This window comes from Arthrobacter sedimenti (assembly GCF_042652025.1).
GTDB classification, from domain to species: domain Bacteria; phylum Actinomycetota; class Actinomycetes; order Actinomycetales; family Micrococcaceae; genus Arthrobacter; species Arthrobacter sedimenti.
On the sequence record NZ_JBHSDQ010000001.1, the window covers coordinates 544652 to 561071 of the forward strand.

At 58.4% G+C, this 16420-nt stretch carries 19 protein-coding genes; 17 read left to right on the top strand and 2 right to left on the bottom strand.

The genetic code is table 11. The features are described from left to right. The first annotated feature begins 51 nt into the window (after positions 1–51). Both ACFO0G_RS02415 and ACFO0G_RS02420 read left to right on the top strand, forming a co-directional pair. A complete protein-coding gene (locus ACFO0G_RS02415) occupies positions 52–1938 on the top strand; it encodes a glycosyltransferase family 39 protein (RefSeq protein WP_465251108.1) in 1887 nt (628 codons plus the stop codon). A 133-nt stretch (positions 1939–2071) separates the two neighbouring features. Beyond that, entirely contained in the window at positions 2072–3859 is a 1788-nt protein-coding gene (locus ACFO0G_RS02420) for an ArnT family glycosyltransferase (RefSeq protein ID WP_376976318.1), read from the top strand. A 57-nt stretch (positions 3860–3916) separates the two neighbouring features. Here the strand turns inward: ACFO0G_RS02420 and rpsI are convergent, their stop codons facing one another. Together rpsI and rplM are read right to left on the bottom strand one after the other, a co-directional pair. Beyond that, entirely contained in the window at positions 3917–4420 is a 504-nt protein-coding gene (gene rpsI / locus ACFO0G_RS02425) for a 30S ribosomal protein S9 (RefSeq protein ID WP_376976319.1), read from the bottom strand. Between the two features lie 38 nt (positions 4421–4458). Next, a complete protein-coding gene (rplM, locus tag ACFO0G_RS02430; RefSeq protein WP_043454696.1) occupies positions 4459–4902 on the bottom strand; it encodes a 50S ribosomal protein L13 in 444 nt (147 codons plus the stop codon). A gap of 321 nt (positions 4903–5223) precedes the next feature. Here rplM and ACFO0G_RS02435 point away from each other — a divergent pair, with 321 nt between their 5' ends. The 15 genes from ACFO0G_RS02435 to ACFO0G_RS02505 all read left to right on the top strand — a co-directional run bounded on the left by ACFO0G_RS02435 (position 5224) and on the right by ACFO0G_RS02505 (position 16407). Beyond that, positions 5224–5862 carry a prepilin peptidase gene (locus ACFO0G_RS02435; protein WP_376976320.1) on the top strand — a complete coding sequence of 213 codons (639 nt, stop codon included), beginning with the start codon at positions 5224–5226 and terminating at the stop codon, positions 5860–5862. A 278-nt stretch (positions 5863–6140) separates the two neighbouring features. Continuing rightward, entirely contained in the window at positions 6141–6341 is a 201-nt protein-coding gene (locus ACFO0G_RS02440; protein ID WP_376976321.1) for a Flp family type IVb pilin, read from the top strand. Positions 6342–6366: 25 nt separating this feature from the next. Continuing rightward, positions 6367–6567: a Flp family type IVb pilin gene (locus tag ACFO0G_RS02445; RefSeq protein ID WP_376976322.1), complete on the top strand. Its 201-nt coding sequence runs from the start codon at positions 6367–6369 to the stop codon at positions 6565–6567. An 86-nt stretch (positions 6568–6653) separates the two neighbouring features. Next, positions 6654–7052 carry a TadE/TadG family type IV pilus assembly protein gene (locus tag ACFO0G_RS02450; RefSeq protein ID WP_376976323.1) on the top strand — a complete coding sequence of 133 codons (399 nt, stop codon included), beginning with the start codon at positions 6654–6656 and terminating at the stop codon, positions 7050–7052. Beyond that, complete coding sequence (locus tag ACFO0G_RS02455; protein WP_376976324.1) at positions 7040–8032, top strand: pilus assembly protein TadG-related protein; 993 nt, start codon at positions 7040–7042, stop codon at positions 8030–8032. The genes ACFO0G_RS02450 and ACFO0G_RS02455 overlap by 13 nt, the downstream gene beginning before the upstream one ends. Before the next feature lie 18 nt (positions 8033–8050). After that, the gene (cpaB, locus tag ACFO0G_RS02460; protein ID WP_376976325.1) at positions 8051–8818 is read left to right on the top strand and encodes a Flp pilus assembly protein CpaB; all 768 of its coding nucleotides are present in this window, start codon (positions 8051–8053) and stop codon (positions 8816–8818) included. Beyond that, positions 8815–10014: an AAA family ATPase gene (locus tag ACFO0G_RS02465; RefSeq protein ID WP_376976326.1), complete on the top strand. Its 1200-nt coding sequence runs from the start codon at positions 8815–8817 to the stop codon at positions 10012–10014. The genes cpaB and ACFO0G_RS02465 overlap by 4 nt, the downstream gene beginning before the upstream one ends. After that, positions 10011–11456 carry a CpaF family protein gene (locus ACFO0G_RS02470; protein WP_376976327.1) on the top strand — a complete coding sequence of 482 codons (1446 nt, stop codon included), beginning with the start codon at positions 10011–10013 and terminating at the stop codon, positions 11454–11456. The genes ACFO0G_RS02465 and ACFO0G_RS02470 overlap by 4 nt, the downstream gene beginning before the upstream one ends. Continuing rightward, on the top strand, positions 11457–12410 hold the full coding sequence (locus tag ACFO0G_RS02475; RefSeq protein ID WP_376976328.1) for a type II secretion system F family protein: 954 nt from the start codon (positions 11457–11459) through the stop codon (positions 12408–12410). It abuts the gene before it with no gap. Between the two features lie 9 nt (positions 12411–12419). Further along, positions 12420–13292, top strand: a complete 873-nt coding sequence (locus ACFO0G_RS02480) for a type II secretion system F family protein (protein WP_376976329.1) — start codon at positions 12420–12422, stop codon at positions 13290–13292. 8 nt (positions 13293–13300) lie between these two features. Continuing rightward, positions 13301–13513, top strand: a complete 213-nt coding sequence (locus ACFO0G_RS02485) for a Flp family type IVb pilin (RefSeq protein WP_376976330.1) — start codon at positions 13301–13303, stop codon at positions 13511–13513. Between the two features lie 870 nt (positions 13514–14383). Beyond that, positions 14384–14527, top strand: coding sequence for a hypothetical protein (locus ACFO0G_RS02490; RefSeq protein ID WP_376976331.1), 144 nt, complete (start codon positions 14384–14386; stop codon positions 14525–14527). Between the two features lie 180 nt (positions 14528–14707). Beyond that, the gene (locus tag ACFO0G_RS02495) at positions 14708–14911 is read left to right on the top strand and encodes a Flp family type IVb pilin (protein WP_286398173.1); all 204 of its coding nucleotides are present in this window, start codon (positions 14708–14710) and stop codon (positions 14909–14911) included. An 87-nt stretch (positions 14912–14998) separates the two neighbouring features. Next, positions 14999–15370 (top strand): TadE/TadG family type IV pilus assembly protein, encoded by a 372-nt coding sequence (locus ACFO0G_RS02500; RefSeq protein ID WP_376976332.1) that lies wholly within the window; start codon positions 14999–15001, stop codon positions 15368–15370. Next, positions 15358–16407 (top strand): pilus assembly protein TadG-related protein, encoded by a 1050-nt coding sequence (locus tag ACFO0G_RS02505; RefSeq protein WP_376976333.1) that lies wholly within the window; start codon positions 15358–15360, stop codon positions 16405–16407. The genes ACFO0G_RS02500 and ACFO0G_RS02505 overlap by 13 nt, the downstream gene beginning before the upstream one ends. Positions 16408–16420 lie beyond the last annotated feature (13 nt).

Sequence of the window (16420 nt, forward strand, 5' to 3'; positions counted from 1 at the left end):
CTGTCTCCCTCCCGAGACTCCACTGGCGACCGCACGGAGAATGTCAGCTGCATACGGGGGCTAACACTCTTTGCGCGATTTCGATCCTTCGTATGCCGACGAAGCGAGGAACCCAAATGGGAGCGTTTTGCTTACCTATGCCTTCTTGCCGCTACGTCAATTAGCTACTTTTGGGCACTGGATGAGAATGGCTGGGCTAATCCCTATTACGCTGCTGCCGCCCAAGCCGGCAGCCAAGATTGGAAAGCCTTCTTTTTTGGATCCCTTGAATCAGGCAATTTGATTACAGTTGATAAGACTCCTCTTAGCCTTTGGGTCATGTCCCTTTCGGTACGCTGTTTTGGTTTGAATAGCTGGAGTCTTCTCGCTCCTCAAGCCCTAATGGGCGTCCTATCTACGGCTTTTCTCTACCACATTGTGCGCCGTAGCTTCGGTGCGCGGACTTCGCTTTTCGCGGCAGCTGCATACGCCAGCACTCCTGTTGTCGTTCTGATGTCAAGGTTCAACAATCCCGAGCCACTTATGGGCCTCCTAACTATCGTTTCAGTTTGGGCAGCCCTAAAGGCGATGGAGTCCGGGCGTCTCCGGTCTTTTGCGGTAGCAGGCTTCCTCCTGGGTTTGGCATTCATGGCCAAACAGGTTCAGGCACTATTGGTGGTGCCCGCGTTGGTCGCTGCTGTGCTCGCGTTCAGCCAAGGAAGTGTTATCGCGCGCATCCGTCAACTGCTGGTGTCAGCCGCCGCCCTGGTCGCTACCGGGAGTGCATGGCTCATTGCAGTGCAAATCATCCCCGCAGCAGCTCGGCCCTATATAGGTGGTTCGGTCACGAACAGCGCCATCGAGTTAACGTTGGATTACAACGGTCTTGCACGTTTCGTACACATTCCGATGAATTCAGCCGGGAATCGAACGAGCGTCAAGGACGATACCGCGCCATATAACGGCGGCCTCACCCGACTCTTTAATGGTAACTTCGCGCCGGAAATCGCTTGGCTCCTATTTGCCGGAATGACGTGTTGCATAATTCTGGTTACTCTTGGCAGGACGGTGAAATTTTCCCAGCGGCAACGCAACATTACCGCTCTAGCTACCGTGTGGTTTTTTACCGCCCTTCTGGTTCTTTCCTTCATGGGAACCATGATTCATACCTATTACACATATTCTCTCGCTGCACCTTTAGCGTTGGTCGTTGCAGTCGGGCTGTCAGTCCTGTGGCAACTCAGGCAACGCTTGGTACTCCGGATCTTGGGAGCTGTCTTGGTGGGTTCAAGCAGCTACATGACAATTAGGATCATGCAGTACGGCGATGAGTGGCCCGCATGGGTGGCGCCAACGATCCTGCTCATGGGATCCATTGCTGCTGTCTTTTGGCTGCTAGCGCCCACTCAAGGACCGATTCCAGCGGTTGGTGCCATCATTTTAGCGGCGGTCCTTTTGGGAGCACCGTCGGCATCCGATATGTTTACCCTTTCAACGCCGCAGCATGGTACCAACCCACTCTCCGGACCGGTGGGAAGTGACCCAATGTCCATGTCGAGACTCATGCTCGCAATCAAAGACGGCAGGCCCCCTTGGGCGCAGCAGACCGCACTTGGAGCGGAGCCCTCAAAGGAGGTTGTGACCTTACTTCGTGACCAAACCGTCGGCCAGACCTGGGGCGCTGCCACCTACTCCGCACAGAACGCGGCCCTATACCAGCTTGAATCGGGCAGACCAGTTATACCTCTGGGCGGCTGGCTCGGAACCGATCCTGCCCCAACGCTTTCGGAATTCCAGGACCTCGTCTCAAAACACCGCATCGGGTTCTTCATCTGGCAGCAAGCCCTTTTGGACCGCGGTGAACTAAGCCCCGAGACCACCAGCATCTCCGAATGGATTCGCGACAACTTCCAAGAGCAGGTGATCGACGGTGTCCATCTTTACGACCTCCGCGGTTAAACCTCAGAAAACCCTCCCAGTAGTTTCACCCCTACTGGTTAGCGCCAGGCTGCGTCGTGCAGTGGCACGCCTGTGGCGCGGATCCAATGAAGATCCGCGCTGGGAGCGACCAGCTCTGCTTCTCATCTTGGCAATGAATACTGTGCTGTACTGCTGGAACCTGGGCATAAATGGCTGGGGAAATTACTTCTATAGTGCCGCCGTGCAGGCAGGCACGATGGACGCGAAGGCATTCTTCTTTGGCTCCTCAGACTGGGGCAATTCCATAACCGTCGATAAACCGCCGTTGAGCCTTTGGATTATGGGCCTATCTGTCCGTATGCTGGGTTTAAATTCGGTAGGCCTTCTGCTTCCACAGGTAGTTATGGGCCTCTTAACGACCCTGTTGATCTATGCGGTTCTGCACCGAACAGTTTCCAGTTGGGCTCGTCTCTTTGGATCCGTCGTCTTTTTCACGACACCAATCATCACGCTTATGTCAAGGTATAACAATCCAGACCCCTTGATGCTCCTCCTTATGGTAACCGGGTTATGGTTCGCAGTTCGGGCCATAGAGACTGGGCGCGACAGGTTATTTGTTTCGACCGGGGCGCTGCTCGGCCTGGCCTTCATGGCCAAGCAGCTGCAGGGCCTGCTTATCCTCCCAGCACTGGGCATGGCGTTCCTTCTCTTCACCCGCCAGAGGTGGCCCAAGCGCATCGCAACAATCGCCTCTGCGGCAGTAGCTATGGTTGTTACCGGGGGATTGTGGATGACCGTCGTGGACCTAGTTCCCGCGAACCAAAGACCGTATGTGGGCGGGTCCGCAAGCAACAGCGTTCTGGACCTAACCTTCGGCTACAACGGCATCGATCGGATTGCTGGTGGCGGCGAGATCGCCGAGGCCATGCAAATACCTGATCAGTACCGAACAGTAGACAGTGATGCCGGTTTGTTTCGGCTGTTAAACGCCAACTACAACCAAGAAAGTTCTTGGCTTCTTTACGCTGCTGTTCTTGCAGTCCTGCTGCTCGCCATCTCATGGAAAGCATTGCCGCGTAGCCGCGCAACGCGTTCGCTGGTTTTCATCTCTTCCGTTTGGCTACTCACTGCGTTCCTGCTTCTCAGCTTCATGGGAAATCAAATCCACACCTATTACACAGCAGCCCTAGGTCCCCCCCTTGCGCTGGTCCTCGGGCTGACCGTTGACTTACTGATTCGCCAAAGGCGCCGCACATGGATTCGCGTAACAGGGACTATTCTGGGGTTGACCGCATTGCTCTCATCATGGCTGATATGCTCCGGAACTACTCTGTGGCCGGAATGGCTGCCGACAACCATCCTGCTAAGTGGCATATGCGCGCTTGCGGCATTGGCAGTCAAAGCACCCAGCCCAAAGATCCACAGAGGAGCTGCGACTTTTCTCGCAGCAGCGCTTCTTACTGGACCGGTTGTAACTTCCGTGTACAACGTGACCGTGGAGTTTACAGGCTCCAACCCTGTTTCAGGGGGGCTGTCTCGGAACCCCGCCTCTATCAATCACCTGTTGCAATCCCTGCGGAACAACGAGTTAGCGCGGGGCCACGACATCGCCTTCGGGAGAGATCCAGACGGCGAGCTGGTCAATGCTGTCGCCAACGCGCAAGGTTGCACCTGGGCAGCTGCAACCTTTGCTAGTCAGACTGCGGCGAGGCTACAACTAGAGTCGAAGCGCCCTGTGATGCCAATTGGCGGCTTCGCTGGAAGCGACCCATCCCCTTCTCTCGACGCGTTCAAAAAGCAGGTCGCGGATGGGGGAATTTGTTACTTCGTGCAGCAGGAAGCCTTCCTTGACGTGCAGGACCAGAACTCCGTTGCGGTCCAGATTTCGAACTGGGTACGAAACAACTTTGAACCGCGTTTACTCGGAGGTACCACAGTATTCCATCTTGTGAAGGGCTGACGAGTACAGAAAAGCCCGCCCCGCCAAACGGCGGGACGGGCTTCTGTGTAAGCGGATTTAGCGCTTGGAGTACTGCTGGGCCTTGCGGGCCTTCTTGAGACCGGCCTTCTTACGCTCGATGACACGGGCGTCGCGGGACAGGTAACCGGCCTTCTTCAGCGTCGGGCGGTTGTTCTCGACGTCGATCTCGTTCAATGAACGGGCGATGCCGAGTCGCAGGGCGCCGGCCTGGCCGGAGATACCGCCGCCGTGGATGCGGGCGATAACGTCGTAGGCGCCTTCGAGATCAAGGATCTTGAAGGGCTCGTTGACGTCCTGCTGGTGCAGCTTGTTGGGGAAGTAGTTCGCCAGCTCGCGGCCGTTGATGGTCCACTTGCCGGAGCCGGGCACGACGCGAACGCGTGCAACGGCTTCCTTGCGGCGGCCAACAGCTGCGCCGGCAACGGTCAGGGCCGGGCGTTCCTTCTTGGGAGCAGCTTCAGTAGCTGAGCTCTCAGAGGTGTAGCTGGTCAGGTTTTCCTCGGCCTCGACGACCTCGGTGGTCTCTTCGTTCTGAGCCACGATTCTCCTTGTATAGATAAGTTGTTTGGTGGCCAGGACTACTGGGCGACCTGGGTGATTTCGAAAGTCTTGGGCTGCTGGGCGGCGTGCGGGTGCTCAGCACCGCGGTACACCTTCAGCTTGCCGAGCTGCTGGGCAGCCAGGGAGTTCTTGGGGAGCATGCCCTTGATGGCCTTCTCAACGGCGCGGACCGGGTTGGTTTCCAGCAGTTCCGCGTAGTTGACCGAGGTCAGGCCGCCCGGGTAGCCGGAGTGGCGGTATGCGCGCTTCTGCTCCAGCTTGGCGCCGGTCAGGGCTACCTTCTCGGCGTTGATAATGATGACAAAGTCGCCCATGTCCATGTGGGATGCGAAAGTGGCCTTGTGCTTGCCGCGCAGCAGGATTGCGGTCTGGCTTGCAAGACGACCAAGGACAACGTCGGTGGCGTCAATGACGTGCCACTGGCGGTTGATATCGCCGGGCTTCGGGGTGTACGTACGCACGGTGTTTGCCTCGTTCTTGTTCTGGCGTTCTTGTTTAGGTGTCGCTAGCTCGCGCACCTACTGTCTGCGCGCTACCGGAACAGAGGTGAGGGCTCCATGTAACCAGTCATCCTGAAGTTCCGAATGTGCACGTTGAGTAGTTATCCTGCAACCGGATTCTCAAGCGGGCACGCACCATCGGAATAGGACACGCACAACGACTACCAAGATTAGCGCGTTAGGTGGTTCAGGGTCAAAATGAGGTAGCCGGAGGTCGCTGGGGCCATGCCGGCCCAATCAGTGCAGGGGGCCGAAGTGGTGTCAGCGGCAAACGGGGAGCCCGTGAGCGTGCTCATAGTCCTTGGCGCCGCCCTATTGGGGGTCATCCTCTCCTCCGTTGCCGAGACCCTCATATCCACGCTGCTTCCCCGCCTCGGTGAAGTGCCACGCCTGCAGGCAAGAATTACGACGGCGGCACTCACCGGCCTCGTCTGCACCGCCTTTGCCCTACATCTTGGAAATACTTTCAGTCTTCCGGCCTTCCTATTCCTGGCCATATTAGGCGTGCAGCTAGCGCGGATAGACGTAGCCCTCCATCTGCTGCCCAATCCCCTCGTATTAATGCTGCTGGCCGGCGGTCTACTACTGCTTTTATTGCCAGGAGTATTTGGTAAGCAATCTGATGATTTGCTTCGCGCAGCCCTCGGAGCCGTCATTTTGTTTGTCAGCTACCTGATTTTGGGACTTATTTCGCCCGGCAGCATCGGAATGGGCGACGTGAAGCTCGCCGCCCCCGTTGGCCTTTACCTGGGGTACCTAGGTTGGAGCCACCTCCTCTACGGAGGCCTGCTGGGCTTCATCCTGAATGGCGTAGTAACAGTGCTGCTAATCAGCAGAAAAGGGCGGAATAAGGCCAGCGAGGTGCCCCACGGACCCTCCATGCTAGGCGCCCTCGCAGCCGTCACGCTCTTCATTGGCTAGTCAGCACGGGGGACTTCTTCCTCGCACTGGCCGCCCCTTCCAGTAGCAGCCCAAGTAGTCCTCCGCGCACCTGCAGGCGCAGCTAAGTACTCACCCAAGTTTCCGAGTACGCACTTTTGGTGTTCCTTAGAAAAGTCGAGTACCACTACGCATTGTTGCCCTAGACCCCCCAGTGACAATCTCTTCTTAGCGAAGTCCAGCCGCTAAAGACTTATGGGGGCAGCTGGAAATTCGTTGAAATCAAATTAGTTCCATTTCACCGAATTAAGGAAAATACAATGACTTCTCTCATGGTCTCGATGATGGCTTTTGTTGCCGGCGTCAAGGATCGCTTTACTTCCGAAAAGGGCGCGACTGCAACCGAGTACTCCCTGCTGGTGGGTCTCATTGCCCTGGTCCTCGTGGTCGGTGTCGGTTTCTTCGGCACCAAGCTGAACACCTGGTTCAGCACCCTTGGTACCACGGTTGCTGGCTGGTAGGTCTAACAAAGTCTGGGGTTTAGAAATGAACAGCATTCGAACCGCATTCCTTGCACTCGAAGCCTGGATTCAGTCCGGCCTCAAGTCCGAAAAGGGCGCAACAGCAACGGAATACTCGCTCCTCGTCGGACTCATCGCGTTGGTTCTGGTTGTTGGCGTCGGCGCCTTTGGTGGCGCACTCAACAGTTGGTTTAGCACTCTGGGTACCACCGTCTCTGGCTGGTAGTTCAAGGTCACAGGTGCGCCGCGCCGCACGGCGCGGCGCACCTTTCTTTTTCAGGCCGTAAAGCTGCAACTACCGAGGGGGATCCTTTGAAACGCAGCAACAGAACGTCAGGCAACGGTGAACGGGGTGCGGTTGCAGTCGAATTCGCTCTTGTCGCCCCGATTCTAGTTGCCTTGATCGTCGCCATCGTCGAGTTCTCGAATGCATACAACATCCAGGTCTCTGTCACGCAGGCGTCACGTGAAGCCGCCCGAACCATGGCTATAACGCATGATGCTGCCAAAGCGACCGCTGCCGGAAAAGCCGGGGCGCCCTCCATCAACACAAGCTTGCTTACTTTCGATTACTCCTCGGCGAGTTGCCCGGTGGCTACGCCTCCTTCAACGGCCAGTGTCACGGTCACCTATACGGGAACGTCTTTGACCGGATTTTTCGGTTCCTCACTAGTCCTCAAAGGCAAAGGAGCCATGCAATGCGGCGGTTAGTCAGGTCCCGACCCAAGAACTCTTCGGAACGCGGTGCTGCCGGCGTTGTCGTCGCCGTCATGATGCTCGTCCTGGTCGGCGCTGGGGCTTTGGCCGTCGACACCGGTCAGATCTACGCTGAACGAGCACAGCTTCAGAATGCCGCCGACTCGGCTGCTATCGCTGTCGCGCAAAGCTGCTCGGTAGGTGCTTGCAAGACAGATTTAACCGGTGCGGGCTCCATCGCTAGACCCCTTGCGGACGCGAATTCTAACGACGGCGCGTCCAAAGTTGTAGCGATCGATACCAGCATCGCTGGTGAAGTCACCGTAACGACCTCAACGCAAAATGGGACAACAGGTGCTGGCTTCCTGTCCAAAATGTTTGCCAGTGCTTTTAGCGCCGCGCCGGCGAAAGTGGGAGCGACCTCAACAGCCGCCTGGGGGTCACCGGGCTCGGGTCCGGCCACCTTGCCTATCACCTTCGCTCCATGCCAGTTCGATGTCGACGGAACTGTTCACACAATTCTGACTCACGGCAGTGAGACCTGTGTCAGTGACAGCCCGTCGGGTGCGGCGATACCAGGCGGATTCGAATGGCTGATGCCGGACCCGGGCAAGTGCCAAGCCACCGTGTATCCGGACGATCCGACAACAGCCGGCGTCACAGACCCATACGCCAAAACGAACACCGGCCTTAGCATCCCGTCGGAGTGTAAGCCACTCATTCCCACGTATTTGAACAAGGTAGTTCTGTTTCCGGTCTTCACGCCCGCCAGTGGCACCGGCGCGGGCGGCAAGTACTACATCAAGGGCTATGCCGCGTTCCTTCTTCTCGGATACAGCTTTCCCGGAGCCGAAGGCGGCGACCTGACAGGCCTTGGCGGCAGTAATCGCGGTGTCCGAGGCAAGTTTGTCGAATGGGTAGCCGATCCGACGCTTTACGGCGGCGGCGGCTATGACGGTGGCGGCGTCGATCTGCCGCCACACCTGGTCAAGTAAAAATCTAAGGGGAAAGTAATGAAAGCACGCCTACTGGGAGGCATCGCCGCGCTGGTTGTCGCAGTCATAGGCACAGTCCTCCTTTTCAATTACGTCCAGGGCGCCGACCGACGCGCGTTGGCCAACACCGAGACCGAGGACGTGTTGGTTGTAAAACAAAACGTTCCGGCTGGCACACCCGCCAGCCAGCTGGCGCAGTACGTCACCACTAAGACCGTGCCTCGCACCGCTGTAGCGGCTGATGGGGTCCACGATCTGACTTCACTTGGCTCCACGGTAACTTCAGTAGCTTTGGTCCCTGGCGAACAACTCCTCAGCAGCCGCCTCGTTGATGCGAATGCCTACCTCGGCCCCTCCCGGGTTGCTGTCCCTGCCGGGCTTCAGGAGATAACTCTTCGCTTGGGTATTGAGAGGGTAGTGGGCGGTAAGATCCAGGCCGGCGACACAGTGGGCGTCTTCATCTCCATGGCCGATCCCGCAGGGGGCAATGGAACTCAGTTGACGTTCCACAAGGTTCTTGTCACCGCCGTTCAATTCAGCTCCGGGGCTGCTGCGCAAACCCAAGCACAGGCAACCCAGGGCAGCTCGTCGGGTGCGTTGAACGCAGCCAGCGAGACAAAACAAGCGTCGAGTGATTCGTATCTCATCACCTTCGCAAGGAACGCCGTCGACACCGAAAAGCTGGTTTACGCAGCTGAATTCGGAAAGGTCTACCTCTCGAAGGAACCGGCTGACGCAACCGAGGGCACCGCTGGCGTCGTCAATCAGACAAAGGTATTCAAATGAGCCGCTTCATATTGATCTCGCCGTCGACTGACTACGAACGGAAAGTTCGCGCGTCAGTAGCGCCCCTCAGCGGCTCATTGCAGTATTTCCAGGCCGCATACCTTCCCGAGTCCCCTGACGATATCCTCCGGCAACAGGCAGGCGAACCACCGGAGGTGCTGATTCTCGGCCCTGGCCTTCCGCAGGACGAAGCTCTCAAATTCGCAGCGGTGATGGATCTCCAATACCCGGAAATCAGCATCGTCCTGGCAGCAGATGATGACGGCGAACTGGCCCTCAACGCCATGCGATCTGGTATCCGCGACCTGATCCCGCCGTCAGCCGATATGGACCAGGTTCGAGCGCTGGTGGAACGGGCAAGTCTAGCCGCCGCTGGTCGTCGCCGCGGTTTGGCCCCCAACACGGCTGAGCGCCCTGCCGCTGAAGGAGGGCGAGTCATCGCCGTTATGTCTCCAAAAGGCGGCGTAGGCAAGACAACGGTCGCCAGCAACCTGGCAATCGGTCTGGGACAGGTTTCACCCATGAGCGTGGTGGTCGTCGACCTTGATCTCCAGTTCGGCGACATCGCAAGCGGCCTGATGCTCGAGCCTGAATTCACCATAACGGACGCTGTGGTTGGTGCAGCGAGCCAGGACGCAATGGTGCTCAAGACATATTTGTCTCTGCACCCCAGCAACATCTACGTCCTGTGTGCGCCCCGTAATCCCATCGACATGGATCGGATCTCCGGCGAAAACATCAGCCATCTCCTGCGCCAGCTGCGGGCTGAGTTCCAATATGTGGTGGTTGATACCGCACCCGGCTTGGGCGAACACGTGCTGGCCACTCTGGAGCAGGCGACAGATGCTGTCTGGGTCTGCGGCATGGATGTGCCCAGTATTCGTGGATTGCGAACCGGGTTCCAAATCCTTTCGGAACTCGACCTGCTTCCCGATAACCGGCACGTTGTACTCAACATGGCTGACCGGCGAACTGGCCTCACGGTCCAGGACGTGGAGGCCACTATTGGTGCTCCGGTTGACGTTGTTTTGCCTAAGTCCCGCGCCGTGCCGTTTTCAACTAACAAGGGAGTCCCCCTTCTTCAGGACGGTAGCCGAGATGGGGTGGCCAAGGGCCTGCGACGGCTGGTGGAGCGTTTCAAACCCAACTGGGAAGCACCACGCAAGAAGGTTCATAGAAGGGCGGTAGTACAGTGAGTCTCTCAAACCGTTTTGCCAAGATGCGCGGCGAGTCCGAGCCCGATGCTCCCACAACCTCCCCGCATGCCGCATCCACCTTGGGAACCATCCAGCAAGCTCAGGCAGCAGAGCAGGCCCAAGCCCCGGTCACAGTTGAAATTATCGGCGGGATTGCGAGTGAGGCACTAGCAGGCCTTAAAGAACGTGCCAGCCAGGCGCTCTACGAGAGGCTAGGTTCTCGTATCACCGACTCATCCCTTGAGGAGGCCGAACTCCATCAGTTTGTGAAGGATGAACTCAAGGTAGTCGTTGATGAGGAGCAGGTACCTCTGTCACAGGGAGAGCGCCAACGACTTACACGGGAGATCATCGACGACGTCTTGGGACACGGGCCGCTTCAGCGGTACCTGGACGACCCGTCAGTCACGGAAATTATGGTCAACAGGGCAGACCAGATTTATGTAGAGCGGAACGGCCACCTGTTCCTCACTGACACTAAGTTCAGTAATGAGGAAGCTCTTCGGAGGGTTATCGAACGCATCGTCACCCGGATCGGTCGGCGGATCGACGAATCCTCCCCACTTGTGGATGCCCGCCTGGCTGATGGGTCGCGCGTAAACGCCATTATTCCTCCGTTGGCCGTCAACGGCGCGTCTCTGACTATTCGAAAGTTCGGGCGGGAGGCGTTGACGGTACAAAAGCTGATCAGTTTCGGAAGCCTGTCTCCGGAGATGGCCGAACTGCTCCAGGCCTGTGTCCTGGCCCGGATGAACATCATCGTCTCCGGCGGTACGGGCACCGGTAAAACGACAATGCTGAATGTTCTTTCGTCCTTTATCCCTGCCACAGACCGCATTGTGACCATTGAGGATGCGGTGGAACTGCAGCTCCAGCAGGACCACGTGGTCAGGCTGGAAAGCCGGCCGGCGAACATTGAGGGCAAAGGTGAAGTGTCCATCCGTGACCTGGTCCGCAACTCCCTCCGCATGAGGCCGGACCGGATCGTGGTTGGTGAGGTCCGCGGTGGCGAATCGTTGGACATGCTGCAAGCCATGAACACCGGTCACGACGGCTCGATTTCAACAGTTCACGCCAATTCACCCCGTGACGCAGTGGCCCGATTGGAAACCCTCGTCCTGATGGCCGGAATGGACCTTCCGCTCAGGGCGATCCGGGAGCAGATCGCATCAGCGGTCAACCTGATCGTGCATATCTCCCGCCTCCGTGACGGAACCCGCCGGGTGACGCACATAACTGAAGTGCAAGGGATGGAAGGCGACATCGTTACGCTTCAAGATGCCTTCGTCTTCGACTACTCTGCGGGCATCGACGCCAACGGCAGATTCCTAGGGAAGCCCGTTCCCACCGGGGTCCGTCCGCGGTTCACGGACAGGTTCGAAGAACTGGGAATCAGGATCTCTCCCTCCGTGTTCGGAGCCCAAGGGCCAAGGAGTCGGTAGATGGAAACTCCTGAAACCCCGCTCGTGATCCTGGTCGCAGGGGTACTGATGATCTTCGCCTCGATCATCGTACTATTTGTTGTCGTGTTGAAGCCCCGACATGCGATCCCGCTGTCAAGGCGTCGGCCGGATGTTCCGTCGGGCGCATCCAAACTGACCGTCCTCACCGATACTGCCGTTGGCGCCATCAACAAGCGCCTCAAAGGAAGAACCGACTTCCTGGTCACCCGTGAAAAGCTGGAACGGGCGGGGCTGAAGGCCCAACCCGCCGACTTCCTGCTCATGATGGGCGCGGGTGCACTGGCTGGCAGCGTCTTGGGCTTCCTTCTCGGAGGACTGTTCTTCGCGATCCTTATGATCGCCGTCGTTCCAGCCGGTATGCTCGCTTACCTTTCGATGCTTAGTTCCAGGCGCAGGAGCAAATTCGACGAGCAACTTCCAGACACTCTGCAGATGCTGACTGGGAGCATGCGAGCCGGCCATTCGCTCCTTAGGGCCATAGACGCCTCCGCCCGGGAAACGGACGCCCCAATGTCCGAAGAGCTGAGCAGGATCGTCAACGAAACCCGGATTGGCCGCGACCTGGGCGAGTCAATGATGGAAGTGTCTGCCCGCACCGGAAGCGAAGACTTCGGCTGGATTTCCCAAGCCATCGAGATCCACAGGGAAGTAGGCGGAGACCTTGCGGAAGTCCTCGACCACGTTGGTGAAACCATCCGCGATCGCAACCAGATCCGTCGCCAAGTAAAAGCCCTGAGTGCAGAGGGAAAGATGTCCGCTGCTGTTCTCATGGGCCTGCCAGTGGTTCTGTTCTTCGCACTCATCCTGATCAACGGTCAATACGCCAAGACATTTACGAGCACGGTTCCCGGGTTCCTGATGCTTGGCGCCGCCGCTGTGATGCTCACTGCCGGCGGGTTCTGGCTCAGCCGGCTGATCAAGCCGAAGTATTAGGAGCGCGATATGTCACCCATAGCACTCGGGGCGATACTGGCCATCGTTCTACCCGTCTCATACCTGGTCTGGTCTGTGGTGGCTACGGACAGGGTTGCCATCCGGAACATACAAGCCAACCTGGGCCAGGGTGCCAGGAACGCTGCCCCACAAACTCTGTCGCTCGAATTCAGCGCCTTCACCCGCAGGGTCACGCCAGTCCGTTACGTCGCCTGGCTGGACAAACAGCTCGCTGCCTTAGGACGCCCCAAGGAGTGGCCCCTCGAACGCCTCCTGGCGGTAAAACCGCTGCTGGCGCTCGGAGCCGCGCTCCTCGGCTTGTTTTACTTCCTTGCCTCGCCGGAGCCGTCACGCTTCGTGATCCTTCTTGCCGCTATTGCTTTTGGCTATTTTGCTCCAGACCTGCTGATACGCACTAACGCTGAGAAACGGAGAGACAAGATTCGGCAGGAGCTGCCGAACACGCTCGACCAGATGCTGATCTCGGTACAGGCGGGGCTCGGGTTTGAAGCTGCCATGGCCCGTACGGCCCAAAATGGCGGCGGCCCCCTCGCGGACGAAATGACGCGCACGCTTCAGGACATGCAGGTGGGGCGTTCGCGGAAGGAAGCGTACTTGGCCATGTCCGATCGCGTTGACGTCCCAGATCTGCGCTCGTTTATACGCGCGATCGTTCAAGCGGATGCATATGGGATTGCGATCGCCAAGGTATTGAAGGTCCAGGCCCATGAAATGCGGATGAAGCGACGCCAACGGGCGGAAGAACACGCAATGAAGATCCCCGTGAAGATTCTTTTCCCGCTCATCTTCTTCATTTTCCCGACCCTCTTCATCATCCTTTTGGGGCCGGCAGTCATGAACATCATCGCTGCGTTCTCCTAGGAGGAGTCATGAGGAATCTGATACGGGCTTTGTCCCTGGTCCGAAACACCATGCGGCAACTGACAGGTGAAGAAGACGGTGCAACCGCCACGGAATACGCGATCACAGTCGGGTTCATAGCAATCGTGGTTGTGGCTGGAGTTGGCTTTTTTGGCCTCTCCTTAAATGGCTACTTTGACCACCTCACCACCGGGGTAAAGACCGCGCTCGGTATCCCCTAACAAAGGCTTGCATCTGCAACGTCCTTTGTCACCCAAAGACCGGACCCCCTCGGCACCCAGAACCGAGGGGGTCCTTTGGTTTAAAAATACTCAATTCCAGATGGCCCGAACAGCGAGCGGCTGACAATGCCGGGTCCATCTACCGCCGATGTTCCTTGGAGGTCAAGATGAAGGTTGTCAGATTCCTTGTGGCACTCCTTGCAGCCAGCGCGTTAACCGGTTGCCTGCCCCAAGGGGCCGACGAGCAAACTCGCCCGCCGGAGAAGCCTCGTTCTACGGAAACTTCCTCAGCGGCCCAGACCCCGCTGTCTCTGCAGGGATCCTTTGGTTTATTCCACATCCTCGACAGCAACGGCCGCGCCTTCGACCTCGCATATGACTACGAGCCCTCGCGAATTAAGACCCGTCCAGTGGACTATGGCGGCGCCGAATTAACAGAGGTACAAGTCGAGGCGGCGTACAGGATGAAAATACTGAACACGTCAGAGACCCAAACCCTGTCCTTCCAACCAACCTCTGTTTGGGAGGCAACTTTCGGGCTTTACGCGCTTTGGGAGTCGCCGAATACGCTTTGCGACGGCCTGCTTGGGCCGGGTCGAAAAGGTAACTGGTGCGGGGTGGAACTAGCTCACTTCCACATCGAACAGAATGTCCTTCCGGGCACCTCATTGCAGCTCACACCGCACCCCGGGTTTTCGGACTCCTACCCCGTGCAAGGTGGGACAGTCGCGGTTGACCCCTCCCACCTGCCAGGAATCAGGAATGCGTTGGCTCGGCCCTACAACATTGCCATCACATACCAGGGCAAGGACGGCGGCCGCTTCGTCAACTCCTGCTATCGGGAAGCCAACCAAAGGTACAACCCACAGCATGCGGCAGACGGCAGACCTGCGGGACTGGGATCTCCTGGTGGCCGCACGCGACGGGGTGTGCCGCCCGTTCATGGACAAGAGCATCTTCCCAGGCATGTCCACCTCCGCGGATCCGGATGGCGGGTACACCTACCTCGACTAAACCGCTGGTCCGGACTCAGGGTAGGCATAGAAAAGACGCAGTGAAAGCGCAGGAAACGTACAAGGCGTAAAGCCTTTGCGCAGGATGTTGCAAGATCGGGTCAACTCCGGATCAAGCGTTGCTAACTTCGATTCAGTGCTGGTGCAGGGCCAGCCAATCCGTCTCGCACAGGAGTCTCAGATGCTTTCTCTCTACACCAACATCATGACCCGCTTCCGCAGCGAAAAGGGCGCAACCGCCGTTGAATACGGCATCATGGTCGCCCTCATCGCGGTCGTCATCATCGTCGCCGTCAGCACCCTCGGAGGCCAGCTCGGCACCCTCTTCACCGGCGTCACGACTGATATCGCACACCCGAGCACTACCGCCGTTCCTTCCCCGTAGTGAACCGCGACCGCCGTTCCGGACCCCATATCGAAACGGCGGCGCTCTGCCCGGCTGAAACAAGCAATCCAAGAGGAGGTGCAGCAGGTGAAACGTGATTCGGAGCGCGGCGCGGCCGCCGTCGAATTCGCGATCCTGCTGCCCCTCCTCTTGATGCTTGTGCTGGGAACCATCGAATTTGGCCGGGCGTACAACGCCCAGATCACCCTGACCAACGCAGCCCGCGACGGGGTACGGGTCATGGCGATCAACAATGATCCAACCGCCGCCAAGAAAGCAGCGCAGAACGCGGCGGCATCGGTCAGCACTATCCCCGTCTCGGACATCACGCTCAGCAGCCCCACCTGCAGCACGGGGAACCAGGTAACGCTGACCATCAAGTACACGCTGTCCACCATCACCGGTATCGCCGGCCCGTTCCCGATGACAGGCAAAGGGGTAATGCTGTGCGGCGGCTGAGTAGGAACAACCGCGCCACTGAGCATGGCGAGCGCGGCGCCATCAGCGTCATCGTTGCCATCCTCCTGGTGACCCTCCTCGGCTTCGTGGCCATCGCAGTCGACGTTGGGGTGATCTATTCCGAGCGTGCGCAGCTGCAGAACGGCGCGGACGCTTCCGCAATCGCCGTCGCACAAAAGTGCGCGCGCAATCCAGCAGACCCGCTGTGTTCGACGACGTCCACGCTCGCCGGCAGCCTGGCGAACCAAAACGCGCTGGACGGCCTGAGCAACGTCAACAACATCCAGTTAGACACAACGGCCAGGACTGTTTCGGTCACCACCACATCCAGGGAAAAGGGAGCTCCGGACAATTCGGTCTCCCTCTTCTTTGCCGGAGTGCTGGGCATCCCCTCCAAAGAGGTTGGGGCGAAGGCGTCGGCTGTTTGGGGCAGCCCCAAAGCCGGACGCACTGCTTTCCCGCTTGCCTTTTCCATCTGCCAGGTCAAGGGCTACGTCGACGGCGGTCTGCAGCTTCTCCAAGACCATGGCCAGAATGCCAATGCCTCCTGCAACTACGGACCCTCCGGAGCGGCGGTATCCGGCGGCTACGGATGGCTGGTCCAGGACGCCGGAAAATGCGGCGGCACCATCGACCTGGCAGTGAGCGAGGGCGGCAGCGACCCGGGCAACAACGCGCCTGGCAACTGCGATGCCACACTTAACGGCTGGGGTGCAGACATCGCGGCCGGCAAGAAGGTCATCGTGCTGCTTCCCGTCTTCAACAAAATCACCGGCACTGGATCGGGAGCGATCTACAGCCTGGTCTCCTTTGCAGCCTTCGACGTCACCGGCTGGAAGTTCAGCGGCGGCACAGGCCTGCCCTATGAATTCCAAAGCACCAAGTCCACCGCTACAGGGGTTACCACGGCTACCCAATGCACCGGAAACTGCCGCGGCATCATCGGCAAGTTCGTCACCTACGTTTCCCTCGCCGACGGCTACACGCTGGGTCCCGTTGACCCTTATGGCGCCACCATCGTCCGTCCTACCCTTTAGCGCTACCCCATCA

Bases quoted from the DNA above. Each gene is read 5' to 3' on its own strand.
- ACFO0G_RS02490 (WP_376976331.1), top strand. From the start codon at position 14,384: ATGCGGCAGACGGCAGACCTGCGGGACTGGGATCTCCTGGTGGCCGCA.
- ACFO0G_RS02475 (WP_376976328.1), top strand. From the start codon at position 11,457: ATGGAAACTCCTGAAACCCCGCTCGTGATCCTGGTCGCAGGGGTACTG.
- ACFO0G_RS02455 (WP_376976324.1), top strand. From the start codon at position 7,040: ATGCGGCGGTTAGTCAGGTCCCGACCCAAGAACTCTTCGGAACGCGGT.
- ACFO0G_RS02440 (WP_376976321.1), top strand. From the start codon at position 6,141: ATGACTTCTCTCATGGTCTCGATGATGGCTTTTGTTGCCGGCGTCAAG.
- ACFO0G_RS02420 (WP_376976318.1), top strand. From the start codon at position 2,072: ATGAATACTGTGCTGTACTGCTGGAACCTGGGCATAAATGGCTGGGGA.
- ACFO0G_RS02465 (WP_376976326.1), top strand. From the start codon at position 8,815: ATGAGCCGCTTCATATTGATCTCGCCGTCGACTGACTACGAACGGAAA.
- cpaB (WP_376976325.1), top strand. From the start codon at position 8,051: ATGAAAGCACGCCTACTGGGAGGCATCGCCGCGCTGGTTGTCGCAGTC.
- ACFO0G_RS02445 (WP_376976322.1), top strand. From the start codon at position 6,367: ATGAACAGCATTCGAACCGCATTCCTTGCACTCGAAGCCTGGATTCAG.
- ACFO0G_RS02480 (WP_376976329.1), top strand. From the start codon at position 12,420: ATGTCACCCATAGCACTCGGGGCGATACTGGCCATCGTTCTACCCGTC.
- ACFO0G_RS02495 (WP_286398173.1), top strand. From the start codon at position 14,708: ATGCTTTCTCTCTACACCAACATCATGACCCGCTTCCGCAGCGAAAAG.
- ACFO0G_RS02485 (WP_376976330.1), top strand. From the start codon at position 13,301: ATGAGGAATCTGATACGGGCTTTGTCCCTGGTCCGAAACACCATGCGG.